This window comes from Spirosoma radiotolerans (genome assembly GCF_000974425.1).
Taxonomy (GTDB): Bacteria; Bacteroidota; Bacteroidia; order Cytophagales; family Spirosomataceae; genus Spirosoma; species Spirosoma radiotolerans.
In genome coordinates this window covers 1,204,836-1,226,100 of sequence record NZ_CP010429.1, presented here as the reverse complement: position 1 = coordinate 1,226,100, position 21,265 = coordinate 1,204,836, and the positions used below count along the sequence as shown (strand labels likewise).

At 48.2% G+C, this 21,265-nt stretch carries 14 protein-coding genes; 7 read left to right on the top strand and 7 right to left on the bottom strand.

All coding sequences use genetic code 11. From position 1 onward, the window contains the following. The first annotated feature begins 40 nt into the window (after positions 1–40). The 6 genes from SD10_RS04700 to SD10_RS04675 all read left to right on the top strand — a co-directional run bounded on the left by SD10_RS04700 (position 41) and on the right by SD10_RS04675 (position 7,760). Positions 41–1,789, top strand: coding sequence for a RagB/SusD family nutrient uptake outer membrane protein (locus tag SD10_RS04700; protein WP_046375911.1), 1,749 nt, complete (start codon positions 41–43; stop codon positions 1,787–1,789). A gap of 124 nt (positions 1,790–1,913) precedes the next feature. Next, positions 1,914–2,171, top strand: a complete 258-nt coding sequence (locus tag SD10_RS04695) for a hypothetical protein (protein ID WP_046375910.1) — start codon at positions 1,914–1,916, stop codon at positions 2,169–2,171. 212 nt (positions 2,172–2,383) lie between these two features. Beyond that, a complete protein-coding gene (locus tag SD10_RS04690) occupies positions 2,384–4,801 on the top strand; it encodes an endonuclease MutS2 (RefSeq protein WP_046375909.1) in 2,418 nt (805 codons plus the stop codon). A gap of 95 nt (positions 4,802–4,896) precedes the next feature. Next, entirely contained in the window at positions 4,897–5,559 is a 663-nt protein-coding gene (locus tag SD10_RS04685) for an HAD family hydrolase (RefSeq protein ID WP_046375908.1), read from the top strand. Between the two features lie 90 nt (positions 5,560–5,649). Then, positions 5,650–6,432 carry a hypothetical protein gene (locus SD10_RS04680; protein ID WP_046375907.1) on the top strand — a complete coding sequence of 261 codons (783 nt, stop codon included), beginning with the start codon at positions 5,650–5,652 and terminating at the stop codon, positions 6,430–6,432. Positions 6,433–6,821: 389 nt separating this feature from the next. Further along, complete coding sequence (locus tag SD10_RS04675; RefSeq protein ID WP_046375906.1) at positions 6,822–7,760, top strand: DUF535 family protein; 939 nt, start codon at positions 6,822–6,824, stop codon at positions 7,758–7,760. 28 nt (positions 7,761–7,788) lie between these two features. Here the strand turns inward: SD10_RS04675 and SD10_RS04670 are convergent, their stop codons facing one another. From SD10_RS04670 to SD10_RS04650, 5 genes are all read right to left on the bottom strand, one after another. After that, on the bottom strand, positions 7,789–8,532 hold the full coding sequence (locus SD10_RS04670; RefSeq protein WP_046375905.1) for a response regulator: 744 nt from the start codon (positions 8,530–8,532) through the stop codon (positions 7,789–7,791). A 16-nt stretch (positions 8,533–8,548) separates the two neighbouring features. Beyond that, a complete protein-coding gene (locus tag SD10_RS04665; protein ID WP_082111515.1) occupies positions 8,549–10,354 on the bottom strand; it encodes a histidine kinase dimerization/phosphoacceptor domain -containing protein in 1,806 nt (601 codons plus the stop codon). Positions 10,355–10,671: 317 nt separating this feature from the next. Next, the gene (locus SD10_RS04660; protein ID WP_046375903.1) at positions 10,672–11,157 is read right to left on the bottom strand and encodes an MOSC domain-containing protein; all 486 of its coding nucleotides are present in this window, start codon (positions 11,155–11,157) and stop codon (positions 10,672–10,674) included. An 84-nt stretch (positions 11,158–11,241) separates the two neighbouring features. Continuing rightward, positions 11,242–12,162, bottom strand: a complete 921-nt coding sequence (locus tag SD10_RS04655; RefSeq protein WP_046375902.1) for a metallophosphoesterase family protein — start codon at positions 12,160–12,162, stop codon at positions 11,242–11,244. Positions 12,163–12,293: 131 nt separating this feature from the next. Then, positions 12,294–15,014, bottom strand: coding sequence for a DUF5686 and carboxypeptidase regulatory-like domain-containing protein (locus SD10_RS04650; protein ID WP_046375901.1), 2,721 nt, complete (start codon positions 15,012–15,014; stop codon positions 12,294–12,296). A gap of 213 nt (positions 15,015–15,227) precedes the next feature. Here SD10_RS04650 and SD10_RS04645 point away from each other — a divergent pair, with 213 nt between their 5' ends. Beyond that, positions 15,228–16,595: a M24 family metallopeptidase gene (locus tag SD10_RS04645; RefSeq protein WP_046375900.1), complete on the top strand. Its 1,368-nt coding sequence runs from the start codon at positions 15,228–15,230 to the stop codon at positions 16,593–16,595. Between the two features lie 81 nt (positions 16,596–16,676). Here SD10_RS04645 and SD10_RS04640 read toward each other — a convergent pair whose 3' ends face one another. Then, positions 16,677–17,813 (bottom strand): efflux RND transporter periplasmic adaptor subunit, encoded by a 1,137-nt coding sequence (locus tag SD10_RS04640; RefSeq protein WP_046375899.1) that lies wholly within the window; start codon positions 17,811–17,813, stop codon positions 16,677–16,679. After that, a complete protein-coding gene (locus SD10_RS04635) occupies positions 17,797–21,096 on the bottom strand; it encodes an efflux RND transporter permease subunit (RefSeq protein WP_046375898.1) in 3,300 nt (1,099 codons plus the stop codon). The genes SD10_RS04640 and SD10_RS04635 overlap by 17 nt, the downstream gene beginning before the upstream one ends. Positions 21,097–21,265: the final 169 nt, after the last annotated feature.

Sequence of the window (21,265 nt, the reverse complement as noted above, 5' to 3'; positions counted from 1 at the left end):
GCTTCAAACAATAATTATCTACTCTTAGATAAGTCAAACAATGAAAAAAATCATCTTGAAGGGTACTATCGTAACATTGGCACTCACCATGGTTACGTTTGCTTGTAAAGACAAATTTTTGGATGTCCCTGCAACAGGCCAGTTGGCCAGCAATCAGTTGACATCTAAAGCTGGTCTTGAAGGCATACTTTTGGCGTCCTATTCGCAATTAAATGGCCGGGGCTTTTCGCGGGCAACCAGCTCTTACAACTGGGTACGCGGCAGCGTGTCGGGAGGTGAAGCGAATAAAGGCTCTAACTCCGGAGATGGAGGTGGTAACACTAACTTCTCAACATTCCAGCGCTATGAAATATTGCCCACTAACGGTGATATTAACGACAAGTGGAAAGGGATGTATGAAGGTATTAGCCGGGCCAATGCTGTTCTTCGGACGCTGCCCTCGGCCGGTACCGACGTATCAGATGCTGATAAAAAACGGATAGCCGGTGAGGCTCGTTTTCTTCGTGCTCATTACTACTTTGAGTTGAAGCGGTCATTCAACATGGTACCTTATGTTGATGAAACAGTAGATTACGGATCAGGTATTGAGTTAGTTAAAAATGATGTAGATATCTGGCCGAAGATTGAGGCAGATTTCAAATTCGCTCAAGACAACTTGCCGGAAACCCAGGCTGCAGCTGGCCGGGCGAACAAGTGGGCTGCTATGGCTTATCTGGCCAAAACGTTCCTATATGAGAAGAAGTTTGCTGAAGCTAAAGCCCTCTTCGATCAGGTTATTGCCAGTGGTCAAACAGCTAATGGTAAGAAATATGCGCTGGTAGCAAATTATACAGATGTATTCAACGCTACCAAAGACAACAACGAAGAGTCGGTGTTTGCTATTCAGGCTGCCGTTAATACCGGTGATGTTTCTAACTCGGCTCAGGAACTGGATCTTAACTTCCCGTATAATACGGGTTCGAATGGTCCTGCCGGCTGCTGTGGTTTCTTTGCCCCAAGTTTTGAACTGGCGAACTCATTCCGCGTTGATGCCAAAGGATTGCCTTTATTGGATGGATCTTATAATGTTGGCGCAAACCAGTTGAAGAATGATCAGGGTATTGACTCAAAAGCTGCTTTTACGCCAGATGCTGGTCCTGTTGACCCTCGTTTAGACTGGTCGATTGGTCGTCGTGGCATTCCTTATTTAGACTGGATGGTTCACCCTGGCCTGGACTGGATTCGTGACCAAAGCTATGCAGGTCCATTTTCGCCTAAAAAGTTTGTCTTCTACCGGTCACAGGATAAAAGTTTGACGGATGGTAGCTCCTGGACTGATGGTTATTCAGCTATCAATTACAACATCATTCGTTATGCCGATGTGTTATTGATGGCAGCTGAAGCTGAAATCGAAGCCGGTACGTTAGAAAAAGCGCGCACTTATATCAATCAAGTTAGAACTAGAGCGGCTAACGCTGATGCTTGGGTAAAAACTGCTGATGGAAAGAATGCAGCCAATTATGTAATCAGCACCTACACAACACCTTTCGCGGATAAGACAGCGGCCTTAAATGCTGTTCGGTTTGAACGTAAGTTGGAGTTGTCGGGCGAAGGGCACCGTTTCTTTGACCTCGTTCGCTGGGGTGTTGCAGCGCCTGTGCTTAATGCTTTCCTAAGTTATGAAAGCCAAAGACTACCGCTTGGTTATTCGGGAGCTAAATTCACCGCTGGAAAAGATGAATACTTCCCAATTCCTCAAGTACAAATGGACCAACAGCAAGGTATCTTTAAACAGAACCCTGGCTACTAGGCTCATTAATGCACTAGTTAATTGAATTGAAAATCCCCTTTCTACTATGTGGAAAGGGGATTTTTTTGCCAAACAATCCACTTTGTTGCCAGTTATTACCCTACTCAACAAATAGACATACAAAATGGCAAATCACAAAACCACAGACCTGCCTGGTTCGAAGGATTTACAGGCAAACCATAAACGGACTCGCAACTACGAAGCCCATGACACGGGAAAAGACCGTCCTAACGCAGAGCGCAATATGACGGGTTCCAACAAGAGCAAACAAGATCCTGAAGAAGATCATGACACCACAACTAAAACCAAGACTGAACTCGCTGAAGAGCGCGGAGGGCATGGGCACTCCGGACACAGCAGTAGCCGAAATGGTAGCCGGTAGTTAAAAAAGATGAAAGATGAATGATTTACAAATCATTCATCTTTCATCTTTTTTTAAAGTCTCTTTTGCGTATTTGTATCTATAGTCATTCAGCGAACCCACTCCCCTTCCTTACTGTTATTTATATAAAGCTACGCCAGTTGGGTAGCTTTACTCATTATTTATAGACTATTCTTTCCCATAAGCCACTCGATTAAGAGCGGCTCCACATAATGCTTTATCCCAACACCTTAGAGAGTAAATTAGGGTTTAACACTATCCGCGAAAGACTAAAAGAGGCCTGCGTCAGTCCACTGGGGCAGGATTATGTCGAAAAAATTCGCTTCAGCGATAATGTGCAACTGATTGATAAACTGCTTCGCCAAACCACCGAGTTCAAGCAGATTGTCCAGTATGAAACGGACTTCCCGTCGAGTAATTATATTGATGTCAGGCCCCACCTGGGCCGTGCTCGGGTAGAAGGAATTGCCCTGACAGAAGACGAATTCTTTGACCTTAAACTGGCCTTACGTACCATTCAGGATTGCCTTCGTTTCCTGTCCAAGCGAGAAGAATCAAACAGTTTTCCTTTTCTGCGCGAACTGGCTGGGCCAGTGGGAGTTGATAAAAAATTGACGGACTCCCTGGAACGGGTTATCGACGATAGAGGACATATTCGCGATTCTGCCTCACCGGAATTAGCCAGCATCCGTCGTCGGATCATTGCAGAACAGGCTAATCTCCGCAAACGGCTCGACAGCATTTTACGGCAGGCCCGTCAGAATGGCTGGATTCCGGACGATCTTTCCTTAACCGTACGGGGCGGGCGGCTGGTGATTCCCATTGCGGCCGAACACAAGCGCAAAATTAAGGGATTCGTTCATGACGAATCCCAAACGGGTCAAACGGTCTATCTGGAACCCGCCGAGGTATTCGATGCCAACAACGAAATTCGTGAACTGGAATACGAAGAACGCCGTGAAATTTACCGTATTCTGCTTGCCCTTACCGATCAGATCCGGCCTCATTTGGAGGAGTTGAAACGCGCCGTCAATTTTTTGGCTCAAATTGACTTCATCCGGGCTAAGGCTAAACTAGCAATTCAATTAGACGCCATTATGCCGAAACTGCATGAGCGGCCGTTCATTAATTGGACAAACGCCCGCCATCCACTGCTCTTCTTGTCGTTTTCGAAAGTGGGGAAAACGGTCGTGCCACTCAGTGTTCGCTTGGATGAAAAGGCCCGAATCCTCATTATTTCTGGGCCAAATGCTGGTGGTAAGTCAGTGGCGTTAAAAACCATTGGCCTGATCCAATACATGCTGCAATGCGGTTTACTTGTACCGATGGCCGACTATGCGGAGATGGGTATTTTTCAAAATCTGTTCATCGATATTGGTGATGAACAATCACTGGAGAATGACCTGAGTACCTATTCGTCGCACTTAACGGCGATGAAGCAGTTCTTGATTGGCGCCAACAAACGGACACTTTTCCTGATCGACGAATTTGGTACGGGAACAGAGCCAGGATTGGGGGGCGCCATTGCCGAGTCAATTCTGGAAGATCTTAATAAATCAGGGGCGTATGGTGTCGTCAATACACACTACACCAACCTGAAAGTGGTTGCCGACAAAACACCGGGCCTAATCAACGGCGCTATGCGGTTTGATGGTGAGCATCTGGAGCCACTCTATCAATTGGAAATCGGTCGGCCGGGCTCTTCATTTGCGTTCGAGATTGCCCAGAAAATTGGCTTACCCAAAGGCGTTATCGACCGGGCCAAAGAGAAGCTTGGTAACCAGCAGGTAAATTTTGAGAAACTCCTGAAAGAGCTGGATATTGAGAAGCGTGTGTTCTCCGAGAAGAATATTGAAATTGGTATCAATCAGCGTAAACTCGCCCAGCAGCTTGCTGAATATACCGCTCTAAAAAATCGCCTGGACAACGAACAGAAGCAGCTTCTCAACGATGCGAAGCAGAAAGCCAAAGCATTAGTCCAGGAAGCAAACCAGCGAATTGAGAATACGATTCGGGAGATTAAGGAGAACAAAGCCGAGCGAGAAGCCACCAAACAGGTTCGTCAGACACTAGAGCGGTTCGAGCAAAAAGAACTCAAACCTGAACCGGTCGTTATCGAAACGCCCAAACAAGCAGAAGACGAGTTCGAAAATGACAATGGGGCCATTTCGGTGGGTAGCTATGTTCGCATATCGGGTCAAAATGCCATTGGCCAGGTGTTAGCCCTTCGTGGTAAGGACGCCGAAATCCGTATTGGCGATCTAAAGTCAAACGTGAAGCTGAACCGGCTCGAAAAAGTCAGTAAGAAAACCTTTACGGCTGCGACTGAAGTGCGGGACGACCGTCCGCGAAGCCAGGGCGTTGACATGAACGAGAAGATGCAAAACTTTAGCTTTAACCTCGATATTCGTGGAAAGCGAGGGGAAGAAGCCATCGGAGAAGTCGATCGGTTTGTCGATGACGCCTTGATGCTTGGCTATCCCGAACTGCGCATTGTTCATGGCAAAGGTGATGGCATTTTACGGACGCTTGTACGAAATCACCTGCGCGGTTACAAACAGGTAGGTAAGATGGAAGACGAACACGCCGATCGGGGCGGAGCGGGTGTAACGATTGTGAAGATGAAATAACAGTGTTTGGTTTATGGTATTTGGTTCACGGCAGCCCGTTGCGATAGGACTACCGTAAACTAAATACCATAAACCGGTTACCATAAACCAAACGCATGAAAGCTGTAATTTTTGACATGGATGGGGTTATTGTTGATACAAACCCGCATCATCGCATTGCCTGGCGCGAGTATTACCAGCGATATGGTAAAACACTAAGCGACGCCGACTTTGTACAATATGTCTCGGGGAAGCATAATAACGACATCCTGAATCATCTTTTTTCGGGGAAGGTCCTTACCGCCGACGAGTCGAAGCAGTTGGCACAGGAGAAAGAAGCGTTATTTCGGGAGTTATATAGCAAGGAAATTACGCCGGTCGTGGGTCTGATTCCCTTTTTACAATCCCTGAAAGATGCTCATATTCTCACGGCTGTAGCGACGTCTGCCCCTGTCGAAAACCTCGACTTTGTGATGGATGCCCTTAGCCTGCGCCCTTACTTTGACGTTTTACTGAACGAAAGCCTGGTTAGCCATCCAAAACCTGATCCCGAAATCTATCAGAAAGCGATGGATATGTTAGGTGTTGATCCAGCAGAGAGTATCATTTTTGAAGATTCCATGACGGGTATTCAGGCAGCCAAGGCATCGGGTGCCTCGGTTGTAGGCATGGCAACGACGCAGTCGCCGGATGAACTCCGCCCCTTTGTCGATGATGTTGTCGCCGACTTTAGTCAAATGACGCTCGATCGGCTGGAAAAGCTGGTTAAGATTTTTTAACAGGATTGAATGCCATCAACCCGTATTTTTGTAAATTCCGTTTTATAGCTTGGTCTGACAACCCAGTTTGTCTCTATAACTCAACCCCCTATGCCCATTAAACGCCTGCTATTTGTTTGCCTCGTCAGCCTCTTCAGTTGGTCGGGTAGTGCATGGGCACAGGGCAAGTATGTAATTGGAACGGTCATTGATCAGGCCACCAAACAGGGTGTTGACCGGGCTACAGTCATTAATAAACGTAGTCGCCAACGAGCCAGGACAAATACTACGGGGCGTTTTTTTATGACGCTCCAGCCCGGCGATTCCTTGATTCTAACCAGTCAGTTGTACGATCGTACCGGCATTCTCTACAATGGTGGCGATAATCCAACTATTATTGCCAAGGCACTTCCCCCTATGCCCTACCGTGTCGTTGACCTTGCGGAGGTAACCGTTACAGGAAAACGATATGAAGAAGTAAAACGCGAAATTCAGCAGATACTTGATGAGCCAACAGCCTCAAAAAAAGTAACCGGTGAGCAGGCTTTCGATAGGTTGGCCGATGGCGCGGGAGTTACCTTATTGTATGAGTTGTTCGCCAAGCGGCCTAAAACCGACAGAAAAGCGTATTACATCATGCAGCAGGATCGTCGGCACGCGCTCGCTTTGGAGCGATTTCGGCTTTTGGTGGAACAGTCGACTACGTTGAAGCCAGACGAAATCGACCGTTTTTTTGACTTCTGCGACTTGGAAGATGACTACCTGCTCAAAGCTGAAGATTACGACCTCATCAACACGATTCAGCAATTACGCAACCGGTATCGCGATGGCTTTAACCGACCCAGCCGCATTTCGCCCGACCCGGGTCAGTCGCCGGTGCCTAAACAACCCTAAGTCCGGTTATCCTCAAAACCAACGTCTTACCTGTGCTTTGTCGTTCAGGTACTGTTCTTCGCGCTCAACAATGCCTTTCTGCACCACTACGAGCAAAAGGATGAGTAGCAGCAAACTCCACTAAGTAGTAGTGCTGACAATGGCCGTGGCAATTCCCTATTTAGCCACCGTCTCCTTCTCTTTTTGGCCAGTATTCTAGTATAGAAATGTGACCACTAAGGAACATGTATTTGATGCTATTTTAATAGAAGTATCCTGGACGAGTCAATCAATTATCCTGAGCTACCGCATAGTAAAGTAGACCAGAAGGTTAGCCGCTTATCCGTTTTTAATGAATAAGTTGTCATTAAAAGTAATGCGCTTTCGACCACTCCAACCATAAAAATTCAATGAAACTATTTACTGGGCCTGTCAGCCTAGCGGCCCATCTATTAACCTATACCCGCTCAATAAAGTCTACAACATTATATCGGGTGACGAATCAGGTAGCGCGCCGGGGAGTGCTCTACACACTAAAAACAGGCTTCCGGTTCAGGCGAATTATCTGGCACGCACAAAGGCATCGTTATCTGGCCAAGTTACTGAAAACCAGCCCACAAGTAATTACCCTCTCTCAGGAAAACCCCCGACTACTTTATAAATACCTCGGTCAGTATTTAGCCCTTGATTTGCCAACTAAAGACAAGCTGGCAATGCTCACTAGCCATTACCATTATTTCACTAAATACGTACGTCCCCACTTTTTTGACGATGTTCTTCACAAAACCTATATCTGGCAGGACTGGCAGGGTGATGACTCGTTTAGAATTGGTCTGTTTTTCCCCGTGGGTCTGGACTGGGAAGGCGAATTGGCCGTCGTATTGGAATACAACACAATTCCAGTTTATACGATTCGCTTTACAGTGGTTGCTGATCAGTTGACGAACTCGTTATTTGGTGAAAGTATCTTTGTGGGAGGGATACAAGGGATTAAAAATCCTGACCTTGTCAAGCAAGCTACCAAAACGCTATTTGACATCACCCCCGCGGCCTTACTGATGGCGTCTCTGCAAGGGATTGCCCAAGCCTGTAGCCTGAAATGCATCTGGGGCGCAGGCAATGAACGACAGTTGGCCAATGGAGCGGCCTTCTTTAACTATGATGCCTTCTGGGATGCGTTAGGAGGCCAAAAACAGCCATGTCAGTTATATACGTTATCGATTCCTTTTCCAGAGAAACCAATTACCTCAATCAAGGCTAACCATCGCAGCCGCACCTTACGAAAACGGGAGTATAAGCACAAAGTCACTCAACAGGTTAGAGCCCATTTTGAAATACAACTGCGCTAGTGGCTTCTTGCCTTCCTGGCAGATAACTTTATTTTGTCCGGACGATGGTCAGCTTTTTCATTAACTCCTTTCGACTTGTCGACGGAATTTGAATGGGCGTTTTATGATTGATCAGAAACAGATGATTTCGCTCCAGCCGTTCCAGATGGTTTAAATTAATAAGTAGTGACCGTGACAGGCGGTAAAAATTAGGAGCTGAAAAATACTGCGCCAGATGACTCAAATTCGTACTGATATGATGAGGTAACTCTTTCTGAATCATAAAAACTTTCACATACGAACCATCGGCCTGGAGATAAAGAACATCGTTCATATCAATTTTTTCATGGCCTTTGTCGACGGGCAAATACAATGTTCCCGACATAGAAGCCCCGCTTGTGTTCTTCTGATTGTAGTGAAAATAGTAGTAAGCTAGTTCGACCTGTAACTTTAGTTCATCGTGTCGGAAAGGTTTCAGTAAATAAGCGGCTGGCAGGGTTTCTTTAGCGAGTTGAAATGTTTCAACGTCTGAATTAGCAGTCAGATAAATAATAGGCATCCGATGTTCAGCAATCAGTTCTCTGGCTGTGGTAATGCCATTTTCTGTAGATCCCTCCTCCAGATGAATGTCAATAAGTGCCAGATCGGGTGGATTACTTTTGGCAGCTCGTATGGCTTGCTCAAAATTACGGGCAATGGCCGTGACTTTATGACCGGCTTCCTCCAACGTTTCGCGAAGATCCATGGCCGTAATGGTTTCGTCCTCCACAAGTAGAATTTTCAATGACTTCATCCCTTGTCTTCCTGAATTAGGCTTTAAATACCATTGAAAATAAGACGCCTGTAAACTCCTTGCTCTCACCAGAGACGAATGAGTACGTTCCGCCTAACTGCTCGGCCTGAGCCTGAATTAGCTGCATACCAAACGAAATCGGCAACGTCTTAACTTCCGACTCAGACCAGCCTGCGGAAACGGGTTCATAGCTCCTTTCATCAGACCAGCCAGCCTCTTCCAGTCCGGGACTGGAAAGTCCCGGGCCATTATCGGCTACAGTGAGGTGAATTCTGTTATTGTTACGATGGCAGCTTATCCTGAAAGCAGGAGATTCATTATCAGCAAAAGCGTATTTGCAGGCATTGGTTGTCAACTCGTTCAAAATGAGCCCAAGTGGAACAGCTTTGTCGGCGGGGAGCGAAATCTTGTCAATAGAAAACTGCGGTTGAAGAACCGCAAACCCATAAGCCGTCAAGACTCCACTCACCACCTCCTGAATAAATTCGTCGAGACTGGCTTCGGCTAGTTTATCGCCATCGTACAGGCGTTGGTGGAGAATAGCCATCGACTGTACACGTAACCGGCTTTCTTCGATCGCTTTTTTAGCCAGCTCGTCGGTTAGTCGTTTAGATTGCAGACTCAGCAGGCTCGATACGACCTGCAGGTTGTTCTTAACCCGGTGGTTCTGTTCTTTAACAAGGTCTTCATTCCGACGGCTAATCCGTTGATTCTTTCGATACAATCGGAAGAAAACAGCACTCACGACAACTGCTATCAGAAAGAGCGCCGACACAGCCATCGTAATGCCTCTTTGTAGACGCAGGTTCTGGGTATTCAACTTGATTTCCTTCCGCTGAGCGCTTAAGAGCGATTCTTTTTTTTCTGCTTCAAACTCTAAACTCAGCCGACTAATAGCACCATTACGATCAGCAACCAGCTTGATACGCTCCAGTTCACTTAATTTTTTTAGCCGCTCAAACGCCTTTTCCCATTGGCCTGAGCCCTGGAAATAATAGACAAAAGCAGCCTCCAGGTCCAGCCGGGTTTCATACTCATTTAGCTTTGCGCGCTCGTACAGTTGTTCTGCTTTGTTGAGCGCCTGCAAAGCAAGCGCGGGTTTGCCGAATGCGGAGTAAGCCTCCGACAAATGCATCAGCGTGTTGACGCGGGAACCCTGTTTTTCTTTAAGCGTAAACAGATCGAGCGCCTTTTCGAGATAAGGAATGGCCCGTGGGTCTTTTACTTTGGTAAACAGCGTCCCCAGTTCAATCGTGGCTTCGGCAATGCCAAGTGTATCCTTTATTTTATAGGATAGCGCTTCCCGTTTCGAGTAAAAAGAAAGAGCCTGGTTGTAGTAAGCTGTTTTGTGGGTTGTCGATTGGTTTTGCCATTGGGTTAGGTAAATCCTGCCTAAAACGCCATAGGACCGAATCAATGCTTCATCAGACTTGATTCGCTGGGCTATCTGCAACGAACGAGTGGCATACCGTAAGGCTTGTACAGCATTACCCATCTTATCTTCATTTTCGCTCAGGCGAACATATAGGCGGCTCAACTCGAAGGAGTCGCCCTGAGGTTCCTGCAGGCGAAGCGATTTCAAAAAATAAACCTGAGCCGTCCGGTAGTCTCCAGCAAACACATAGGTTTTACCAAACAGATACCAGGCTTCGGCCAATAGGATCGGATCGTTCTTCTTTCTGGCTTCCTGCTCTAGTTGACTAGCCCGTTGTATTCGGTCGGGCTTTACGTTCAGATAAGGAGTTTTCTGAGCAATACACTCGCTTAACATGATTAGCCACAGCACCATTAAGTAGTTTACGTACTGGAACAAACGGAGCATATAGCTGTGGCAAAAGAAGATTTATAAGCGGAATTAGTTACTCAAATCTAATAAATAGCGATTGGTTTATAACTACAAATAAATCAAAAGAAAAAAGAGCAGTCTCAGAAGAAAATATGGTGATTTGACACAACTATAGTTGTAGCTAACGACACAAATTGGCTTATTTGTAAATACAAGCTAATTTACTTATGCGTAATGATAGCTTATTAGGCGGCTTTCCGCTACTATCCACACATCTTTAATTAATGTACTAATGCTCATTGACCGTTTTCAATACAGTAGTAGATTCGGCTAGCTTAGTTGGGTCAATCCATTTATTCGCTCAGATTAACCACAACCGCATCACCTACCCTGATCTGCCCACCCTGTACAACCTTTGCGGTCATACCGCCATGCCCGCGCATGGTGTTGTAACCACCGGGCCCAAGGGTTGCTTCCATTTTAGAACAGGGATGGCATTGACCGGTGATTTTCAGAATCACATCGCCAAGTTGAATCTGTTTGTCTTTCAGTGCCAGCAGGTTTATCCCCGACACCACAATATTCCGGCGCACCAAAGCTGGATCAAGGATATCGCGGCCTAATAAAGCAGCCACAACGGGCAGGTGCTCGGCCTGGATGAGGGTTACGTGGCGGCTTCCACTTTGCCCCCTGTAATGGTCGCCAACAAGGCCTTTCTTTTCAGATACGGCAACCGAATCAACCACCTCTACGGCGGTATTGCGTTCAGGCCGGATGCCTATCCATTCCACCCGACCGGAGCGGGGAAATACATTAAATAAATCGTTTATGTTATCCACTCGATTTTTTGTGAGTTACTTGCTGAACGAAAGTTTTCCAGACGAAGCTACTCACGGCAATCAATTAATTCACAACACTACTGGCTAATAATTCACATACGTATTCACAACGGACCCATCATTGAACAGATCAACGATGGCATAGCCGGCGGCTGTATGTTTGTATTTCCCAAACCACCAGGCTCCACTAACGGCTCCATTGCAGAAATACGAAACACCATTGTAGTCAACCCGGTCCGTTAAATGAATATGGCCGCTAAGGGCGGCCTTTACGTTTGGATAACGATGAAATAAGTCGGTAAGGCGAACAGTGTCGCTGTGCATCCAGCGAGAGGGAACATTCCAGTTTTCGCCCGCAAAACGCTGCCCGTCAAAAAACACGCAAGCGGCCAGAATCGGCACGTGCGAAACAATCAGAATGGGCGTCTCAGCGGGCGTTTGCTTTAAATCAGCCTCGAGCCAGGTGAACTGTTCCTCGTCTATATGAGCGGTGTACCAACTGCCATCGGGTTCGGGCTGAACGCTATCCAGCATAATAATATGCCAGCCATTCTGGTCTAGGCTGTAGTAGCGCTTCGTTAATTGAAACTCGTCCATCGCCCATTGTCGACCGGCGTCAAAGCAAGCTTTGGTTTCCTTCGGGCACCAGATGTCGTGATTTCCAATACAACTCAAGACGGGCAGGGCATTTTCGCTCCGGAGAACCTCACCATACAGGCGCCATTGTCGGCTAACGCTGTCTTTCTGCCGACCGTGCGCTTCCATAATCGCGTCGCCACCATTCACAATCAGATCAGGCTTGTCCGGCAAATTTTGTACATGGTGCAGGCACCGTTCAAACCCTTTGGCGGCCCCAATCAACGGCTGCATGTGGGTATCGGTGAGGTGGGCAATGCGTAACACCCGCTGTTTGGAACGTGTTACCGCTTGAGCAGATACCAAATTATTTACCGAGAGAGCAGCAAAGCCCGCTCCTACTCGTTTGACAAGATCCCGACGATTCATGCAGGCCTACTTTGGTTTACGCAAAGTAAAATGCCGAACGTGACGTGTTGATTAAACCAGGTTTATGATTTTGTTAGGTTATTAACTTAAGGAGAGGAGATTTATTCATACATACCATTTTCTGAACAGAGTTACCGCCCAAACTTCAGCGTCGTGCCAATTCTAAACCCTAAACCCTGATATTTGGCATCCTGCCATTGCGAAATGACTTCCACCCGGAAGAAAGGCAGCACCTGCGGAATCAGACCATCCAGTCCATAACCCACTTCTGTGTAGTTTTTGGAAGCTGGGGTGTAGAGGTAATGCACGAATAAATTCTCTTTCAGTCCCAGCAACCGAACGACTGTTAACTGCGTAACGAAAAACTTGCGAAATTCAGCCAGCACATGAGCTTCAGCAAAACGCTTAGCCGTACTGTATTGATAATACGGCAGTAATCTATAGGTCGAAACGACATCACCCTGCTGGAAGAAAAACTGATTTCCCTCAAAATGCTTGAAGTCAGGAAAGTATACCTGGCGATCATTCAGGAACGAACCCGCGCTGAGTTTATAATTCAACCGGCTTCGAATGCCTGTTTCGAACGAGTGGCTAATGCTCGCCTGTAAGAAATCATAGTCAACCTGGTCCATGCCTTTGCGGTAATTTACCGTCAATAGTGGACTTTCATTATCACGCCGGGCAATACGTCGGCCATTGCGAATCGTGTATTGAGTAGCCCCCAACCGCGCCGACGCGGTCAAATTAAGCAACAGCGCATTATGCGTTGGGAAGGCGGTTGTAGCAACTTCGGCGTTCTCGGGACGGTTAGGTGTAAACGTTCGCTCGCGCCAGTTGATCCAGGGCTTCAGATCTTCGCGGTAGTTGGTCAATTCAGACCGTCGGGCGTACTCCAGGCTACCCGTCAGGGCAACCCGCTCGCTGAATGGCGACGCGCTAACGGTCAGGTTCAGAAAATCTTTCTGATATAGCTTCGCAAAATTCTGCTCGAATAAAAGCGTCGTCAGCGAGTTCAGAAACGGACTGATCGGATTGTCGGGATTGTACTGGTACAAATACCGTCCGCCCGACAGGGCCACGCGTGTGTTTTTGTGCTGATAACTCGCCAGGCCATAACCCACAACCTGTTTCCGGCCAAACTGATAACGGCCCGTACCGCCCACGTTCCACTCACCCAATTGAATTTGCCGGAACCGATTGACCGAATCCACTTTCGCCCGATACCGGAAATTGAGCGCTCCTTCCAGCGTGTAACCCTCAACCGTGTTATACTCGACGCGTGCCAGCGGGCTAGTATAAATCAGGGCACTTCGTTTCGTCAGCCCCCAAGTGTGCCCGCTCAGCAGTTGACCAATCGAAAACTTATTGGCCGCTTTTTTCTTTTGTTTATCGGCTAAAGCAAGGCTATCACGCTTGAGCGAATCGGCTTTCGTAAGCACTTTTATCTCACGAATCAGCCCCAGGCTATCCGCTTTCCGATAGCTTTTTATTTCGGCGCTGGTAAGCGGCACCGAGCGCAACGAATCCCAGTATACATTGGAGCGTTTGCGCGCCAGCGAATCGACTTCCAGCGAGTCGTCGCGCACAACCGTTACATCTTCTTTCCGGTTTTTTCGAGCCTGTTTTTCCTGTTTCTCGTATTCTTTGACCATCTGCCGCAGGTTTTTGGTCGAAAACTCCTTTTGTTTTTTGACTAGTTCGTCAAAATTTTTCCCCTTTATATCGCTTTTCGAGAGGGTTTGGGCGGGTGCTCCTTTCTTCTCGTCAGCTACTTCAATGTCTTCAACAAAAGCAGGGTTTACGACAAATTCACTGAAGGTCAAATTTCGGATGTAGTAGCCGCTGGCTTTCACGCCCAGGTAGGTGCCTTTTCCTTCATACCGCTGATTCGTCGGCATCCAGACCCCTTGGATGGGGCTACAGATATGCCGGACCGAAATAGAAATGCCAATGTTGTTGACGGTTTCTAATTGCAGGCTGTGGATGGCCCAGGTGTTTTCGATAATGTAAATCGTTCCCCGAAAAACGCCTTCGCCATACTGTCGGGGTATAACCTGAATTTTACTGATCTCGACCGGCGTACCGGATGGCCCTGGCTCGCGGAACGTGCCTTTGTATTCAAACTTATAATAGGCAAACGCTTTAGGCGATAAGGGCGATACGGCACCGGCAATGGTGGGGTTATAAAAACTGGCGTTGTAAAACTGGTTCGGGCTTAAGAAATCGCCCTGTGAGTTGCGGTTCGCAATAATCCGCTGCCGAAACGTGTTGGGCTGGGTGAACGATACTTCGGCTACGGTTTCGTTGAGCAGAGGAACGCCTACTTTAAAATTAGCTTCTTTCTCGGCTTCTTTTAACTGTTTCCGAAACGCCATTTCGGCCAGATTGGGCAAGTCGATAACGGTAAATGACGATTTGGTGTAGACCCGCGCCTTAAACCGCTGCACCTGCAACTGGTGGAACCGACTTTTGGCAATGGCCCGGCGCATGATCGTGTAGGCCGGGTCTTCATTTCCGGCCTTTGTCTGCACTTCGGCCAAGCGCAGTGCCTGCTCCTCAAGGGTAGCATCCAGCGTAGCGAAGTCAGTACCTATCTCAACCGATTTTTGGTTCGACTGAAAGCCCAGGTATTGAAAGACAATGTCGTATTTACCGGGTGCCAGCCCGATTTCATACCGGCCCTCCGCGTTTGTGATTGTGCCTTTAGGGGTTCCTTTCACAATAACAGCCGCAAATGGTAACGCTTCTCCCTGTTTGTTTTTAACCGTACCCCGCAGACCGCTACTACCGGTTTGTGCAGGAACCGAGGTCAATGAAATGAATAGAAGTAGTATCAGTAATGTAAATTTCATACAATCCGGCGGGTTGACAGTTTGCGAATGTACCTGTAAAACGAAGTACAGCTCAAATCTTTTCGATAAACGGAAAATTTCGATTCACCAACGAAATGAACTCATTTGTATTGGCAAGATGCGTACCTGAATATAAACGTTGCCTACCGATATTGTTAAAAATCTATAACGTCTTTGTGTATCTTGCTACAAACTGCTCATAATCTGAACCCTATGCACAAATCAGTACACTTCTTCAGTCAATTATTCATATTTCTGATTTGCCTATCGACGGCTAATGCCCAACTCTCCTCGCCATCCACTGTTCTGACGGAACGAGAGCGGTCGCGGGTTGTCGACGAAATTCTGGAAGACCGCTTCACCAATCTTCTTCCCCAGCTGATGCGCCGGGAAGGACTGGATATGTGGGTTATTATTTCCCGCGAATATAATGAAGACCCGGTTTTGCGGACAATGCTTCCCAGTACATGGCTCTCTGCCCGCCGACGAACTATAATGGTCTTTTACGATCAGGGGGGCGACAAAGGAATCGAGAAGCTGGCTATTGCTCGGTACGATGTCGGTAATCTGCTCAAAGGTGCCTGGGACATCGACGTTCGGCCGAACCAGTGGGAAGCACTGGCAAAAATTATCGAAGATCGAAAGCCTAAAAAAATAGGCCTCAACATGTCGACCAATTACGGGCATGCCGACGGGCTCTCCTTTTCTGAACACGAGGAATTCATCAAGAAGCTACCGGCCGACTATCAGAAACGGATCGTCTCTGCAGAGAAAGTCGCCGTTGGCTGGCTTGAAACCCGTACCGAAAAAGAGATGGCAATTTATCCGCTCATCTGCCGGTTGTCGCACCAGATTATACAGGAGGGCTTTTCGGAGCAGGTCATTCAGCCGGGCGTGACCACCACAGACGATGTAGTTTGGTGGTTCCGCCAGCGCATTACCGACCTGGGCCTAAGCACCTGGTTCCACCCAACAGTCGACGTACAACGCGCCGACCGGGAAGACTTCAATCACCTTCGTACGTTTTCAAAACGGCCCGACAAGCAGGTCATTCAACCCGGCGATTTGCTACATGTTGATTTTGGCATTACTTATTTACGCTTAAACACCGATCAGCAGCAACACGCTTACGTCTTGCGCCCCGGCGAATCTGACGTTCCAGAAGCCATCAAAACCGCCTTCAAACAAGGGAATCGCTTACAGGATATTCTGACGGAACAGTTCAGCGCGGGCAAAACAGGCAACCAGATGTTGCTGGCGGCCCTGGAGCAATCTAAAAAAGAAGGGATCAGTGGCACCATTTACTCGCACCCCATTGGTGTACATGGCCACGCGGCTGGCCCAACCATCGGCTTATGGGATCAGCAGAAGGGCGTTCCCGGCCCCGGCGATTACCCGTTGCTGGCCAACACCGCCTACTCCATTGAACTTAATGCAGCCGTCGAAATTCCGGAATGGAAGAAAATAGTACGTATTATGCTCGAAGAAGATGGCTTTTTCGACGGCAAAACCTTCCGCTACATCGACGGTCGCCAAACGGAGATTTACACCATTCCCAGAAAGTTAGGATACGTCAAGTAGAAACGCCTATTTGCGTCTCATTCGCGCCAGCAATAGTTAATAAACAAAACCATCCGGCGAATGAGACGCATACTTGCGTCTCTACTTGGTGTTCACCGGCGAGCCGTCCCGAATTTCTTCGTTAGCCTTTGCAATCAGTTGTTCGCCTTCGGTCAACGGGCCAAACAGTTCTACTTTCTCGTCAGCTTCAAGCCCTCTTTTTACAGGAACCCACTCTGCTTTTCCATTAACGACCTTAATCACAAATACGCCGGTGGTTGCATTGACAATAGCCGTTTTCGGGACGATAAATGTGCTATTCTTCGTTGGTAAAGGTACGGTTACCTCGGCAACCATGCCGGGCAGCAGTTTCTTGTCATTGTTGATGACATCGACCTCTACCCGCTCCGACCGTAGCCGCTTATCTAGGGCACCCGCCTGGCGCTTAACCTGCCCGGTAAATTTTTGATCGGGAAAGGCTTTGACGGTAAACGTAACCTGGTCATTCAGGTCGACATAGCCCGTATAAGCCTCAGGAATAGAAATAACCAGGCGTAGTTTCTTTTGCTCCGTCAGCACGAATAAGGGAAATTCGGAGCCCTTACCGGCGGGTCCGATGTAGGCGCCAGTACTGGCGTTCCGTGCACTGATAATACCATTGAATGGGGCGCGTATCTCCAGGTATTTCTTAAGATCAGCCACTTCCCGATAAGCCGATTTTGCAGCTTCCAGTTGAGCCAGGTCGGCATTACGTTTGGCAAGCGCCTGATCAACGTCGTTTTTCGATACGGCACCGGAGAATTTACTGGCTTCCAGAATCCGCTCATAATTGGCCTTGCTGGCAATAGAAAGTGCTTCCTGCGCCTTAAGCTTCGAGTCAGCGGAAGATAGTTGCGCACTTAATTCGGGGGCTTCGGCCAAAGCAAGCAGTTGTCCCTGCTTCACTTCAGTGCCTACATCGGCATTCAGCGATTTGATATAGCCGCTTACTTTGGCATAAATATCGACATCCCGAAACGCAACCAGTTCGCCCGGCACTTGCAACGAGGATGATAGTTTCCCGCGTTGCAGCGGGAAGACCTCAACCGTGGCGGGTGCATCCGCTTTCTTCGCTTCTTCTTTTTCCTTCCGTTCCTCTTTGCCTTCCGACGAATGACAACCGACTAACGAACCGATCAGAAGAACACTACTAAAGGCAACCAGTAAGCGATATATGGATAGATCAATTGGCCGTTTCATACGGGGAGGGAATATAAAATTTACTTTCTTTATCTTCAGGATCGAGCGACACCGACTCCGTCGAGGTATTGCCCTGTACCCAGGCAAATACCAAAGGTAGAATAAACAGAGCGGCAAAGGTCGACGCAATCAGACCACCAATAACGGCCCGGCCCAGGGGAGCCGTCTGCGACCCACCCTCACCCAGCCCCGAAGCCATCGGAATCATACCGACTACCATGGCCACGCTGGTCATCAGAATGGGGCGCATCCGCAGAGAAGCCGCTTCACGGGCCGCCAGCAACGCATTGCCACTTCGCATCCGCAGTTCCTCAGCGTTGGTAACCATCAACACGGCATTGGAAATAGACACACCCACCGACATAATCATGCCCATATAGGATTGCAGATTGAGCGTTGAGTCCGTAAGCATTAGCAACACTAAGGAGCCGACCAATACGGCGGGTACGGTGCACAAAACTACCAGTGACACTTTAAATGACTGAAAGTTGGCCGACAACATCAGGAAGATCACGACGATAGCCACCAGCAAGCCATTTTGCAGACTGTCGAGGGTGCTAATCAACACCTCGGTCAGGCCCTGCATTTTTACGGTCAATCCGCGGGGCAGCTCACCCAGCGAGTCGATTGCTTTCTGAACATCGGTAGCCGCTGTCCCCAAATCCATGTCATTCAAATTAGCCGTTACTGACAGCACCGGAATAGCGCCAACGTTGTCATTTTCGCCATAGGTTGTTCCTTTTTGCAGCGTAGCAACATCACTCAGAACCGGGCGGCTCGCATTGGGCGAAATGGGTATTTCGCCTAGATCACTGATAGTAGTCATCTGATTTTCAGGCACCTGAATCTGCACACTGTAGCTTTGGCTCGATTTCGGGTCGATCCAGACACTTTTCTCCGTATAACGCGACGACGAGGTGGCTGCCACCAGCGAGCGTGAAATCGCTGAAATATCCGTTCCGAGCTGGGCGGCCCGTGTCCGGTCAATCGTTACATTGATGGCGGGGTATTTCGTAGCCTGCCCAATCTGCACATCACGCAGGTACGGGATTTGGTTCAGCTTGGCAATTACTTTGTTAGCGTACTCTTCGTTCTGCTTTTTGTTTTTACCAATAAGTCGTACCTCAATCGGCGTTGGCGAGCCCTGGCTTAGAATCTTATCCGTTAATTCAATGGGCTCAAACGACAGCTTAACCCCAGGCAGCGCTTTTTTCATGCGGGCTCTGAATTCATCCTTCAACTCATCCAGATCAACCTCATAATCTTCGTTCAGACTCACCTGCAAAACGCCCTCCTGCGGACCCGCCATAAACAGATAGATCGGGCTCGTTGAGAATTGGGCGCCGTGCATACCGACCATGGCTGAGGTAATCTCGACATTCTCTTTACCGACCAGGTTATTTAGCACATCGATGGTTTTCAGCATCGTGGCTTCCGTTTTTTCGAGTCGGGTTCCGTCGGGGTTCCGGAGCCGAACCTGAAACTGCCCGGCATTGCCTCGGGGCAACACATCGCGCCCAATCACTGTAATGAGCAATGCCGCGAGCCCCAGGGCTCCAACAACATACACCAGCACAATCGGTTTTCGATACGGTAATATTCGGCCGATAAAGCGCACAAACCGAACCCGAATCCGCTCGAAATAGCTGAGCTTACCGTCGTGATCAATGTCTTTCTGATGGGCCAGTTTCTGCTTTTCCTCCAGCAAATCGCCATGCGATCCTTTTCCATTACCCGATACCATCCCATTGGTATGAAGCACTTTTCCATTCACAGGGTGCGTAGCCTGACCATTGTTGACCTGCGTGTGTTCTTTCATCATCCAGTTGGCCAGCACCGGCACCAGCGTCTGAGCCATCAGGTACGACGTAATCATCGAAAACCCGATCGCCAGGGCAAGCGGTAGGAACAAGGCTCCCGGTATGCCTTTCATGGTGAAAGCAGGCGCAAACACGGCCAGAATACAGAACAGAATCAGCAGCTTAGAAAAGGCGATTTCCTTACAGGCATCCCAGATAGCCAGCGCTTTGGGTTTCCCCATATCCATATGCTGGTGGATGTTTTCAATCGTTACAGTACTTTCATCAACCAGAATACCGATCGCGAGTGAAAGGCCACTCAACGTCATGATGTTGATGGTTTGCCCAAACAACGACAGAAAAAGCACGCCAGCAATGATACACGTTGGAATGGTGATGATCACGATCAACGCTCCCCGAACATCGCCCAGAAACAGGAGCACCATTAGGCCCGTCAGAATCGCGCCAATGGCCCCTTCGGTCATCAGGCTTTTTACGGCGTTGATCACATAAACGGATTGGTCGAATGTGTAGGTCAGGGTTACATCTTCGGGCAGTAGCGCCTGAAAACGGGGCAGAGCCGCTTTCAGATTCTGGACAACCTCCCAAGTCGACGCATCCGACGACTTGGTGATGGGCAGATACACCGAACGCTTTCCATTAACGAGCACATATCCCTGCGTAATATCGGCACCGTCTTCAATGGTAGCGACATCCTTGAGATATAGATTCTGAACCGTTCCGGTGAAAAGTGGAATGTTACCAAAATCCTTAATGTTCAGAACGGTCGTATTGGCGGGCGTAAAGTAGTTCAGGTCGCCCACGCGCACATTTCCGGCCGGGGTTGCCTGGTTATTAATTCGCAGCGCGGCCACCAATTGGTCGGGCGTCAGGTTGTGCGAGCGTAATAACTCCGGGTCGGCTTTAATCACGATAGACCGTGAGTTGCCTCCAAACGGGGCGGGCGATACCAGACCGGGAATGGAGGTGAAGCCGGATCGGATATACACGTTTGCCAAATCCTGGAGTTCATTATTACTACGAATCGGACTGCTCAGAACGAGCTGCCCTACTGGTAGTGTAGACGCATCAAACCGCAGAATAAAGGGTGGTTGTGATCCTGGCGGAAACTGCGCCTGAGCCCGGTTTGAGTAAGCGGATACTTCAGCGGCCGCCTGCGCCATATTTGTGCCTTCGTAGAACGATAATTTCAGCAGCGTTATCCCCTGGATATTTTTCGTCTCGATACTTTTTACCCCCGACACATAGAGGAGCAGGTTTACGTACTGCTTTCCAAAAAATGCCTCCATCTGGTTGGGTGTATACCCACCAAAAGGTTGAGAAATATAAATTACGGGTAAATTCAGGTTCGGGAATATGTCAATCTTGATGGTACGGACGGCGCTGATTCCGAAAAAAAACAAGCTTGCCACTAACACCAGAACGGTTATGGGCTTGCGTAACGCTGATCGTATTAAATTCATAGTTAATTAAAGTACTATTAAACTCGCCAGTTAATACCGCTGGTAAATTAGGCATCCTCTGGCTTATCTTCTCAGTAGAAAATTAATTCAGACAAAAGCCAATTTTTTCCACAATACATCATATCTACTGATATATCTACCTGAAAGTTAACGAATTCGGCTGGTAATT

Excerpts from the sequence above, each read along its gene's own strand:
- SD10_RS04670 (WP_046375905.1), bottom strand. The coding sequence starts at position 8,532 with ATGAAGTCATTGAAAATTCTACTTGTGGAGGACGAAACCATTACGGCC.
- SD10_RS04635 (WP_046375898.1), bottom strand. The coding sequence starts at position 21,096 with ATGAATTTAATACGATCAGCGTTACGCAAGCCCATAACCGTTCTGGTG.
- SD10_RS04640 (WP_046375899.1), bottom strand. The coding sequence starts at position 17,813 with ATGAAACGGCCAATTGATCTATCCATATATCGCTTACTGGTTGCCTTT.
- SD10_RS04695 (WP_046375910.1), top strand. The coding sequence starts at position 1,914 with ATGGCAAATCACAAAACCACAGACCTGCCTGGTTCGAAGGATTTACAG.
- SD10_RS04645 (WP_046375900.1), top strand. The coding sequence starts at position 15,228 with ATGCACAAATCAGTACACTTCTTCAGTCAATTATTCATATTTCTGATT.
- SD10_RS04700 (WP_046375911.1), top strand. The coding sequence starts at position 41 with ATGAAAAAAATCATCTTGAAGGGTACTATCGTAACATTGGCACTCACC.
- SD10_RS04665 (WP_082111515.1), bottom strand. The coding sequence starts at position 10,354 with ATGCTCCGTTTGTTCCAGTACGTAAACTACTTAATGGTGCTGTGGCTA.
- SD10_RS04685 (WP_046375908.1), top strand. The coding sequence starts at position 4,897 with ATGAAAGCTGTAATTTTTGACATGGATGGGGTTATTGTTGATACAAAC.
- SD10_RS04650 (WP_046375901.1), bottom strand. The coding sequence starts at position 15,014 with ATGAAATTTACATTACTGATACTACTTCTATTCATTTCATTGACCTCG.
- SD10_RS04675 (WP_046375906.1), top strand. The coding sequence starts at position 6,822 with ATGAAACTATTTACTGGGCCTGTCAGCCTAGCGGCCCATCTATTAACC.
- SD10_RS04690 (WP_046375909.1), top strand. The coding sequence starts at position 2,384 with ATGCTTTATCCCAACACCTTAGAGAGTAAATTAGGGTTTAACACTATC.
- SD10_RS04655 (WP_046375902.1), bottom strand. The coding sequence starts at position 12,162 with ATGAATCGTCGGGATCTTGTCAAACGAGTAGGAGCGGGCTTTGCTGCT.
- SD10_RS04680 (WP_046375907.1), top strand. The coding sequence starts at position 5,650 with ATGCCCATTAAACGCCTGCTATTTGTTTGCCTCGTCAGCCTCTTCAGT.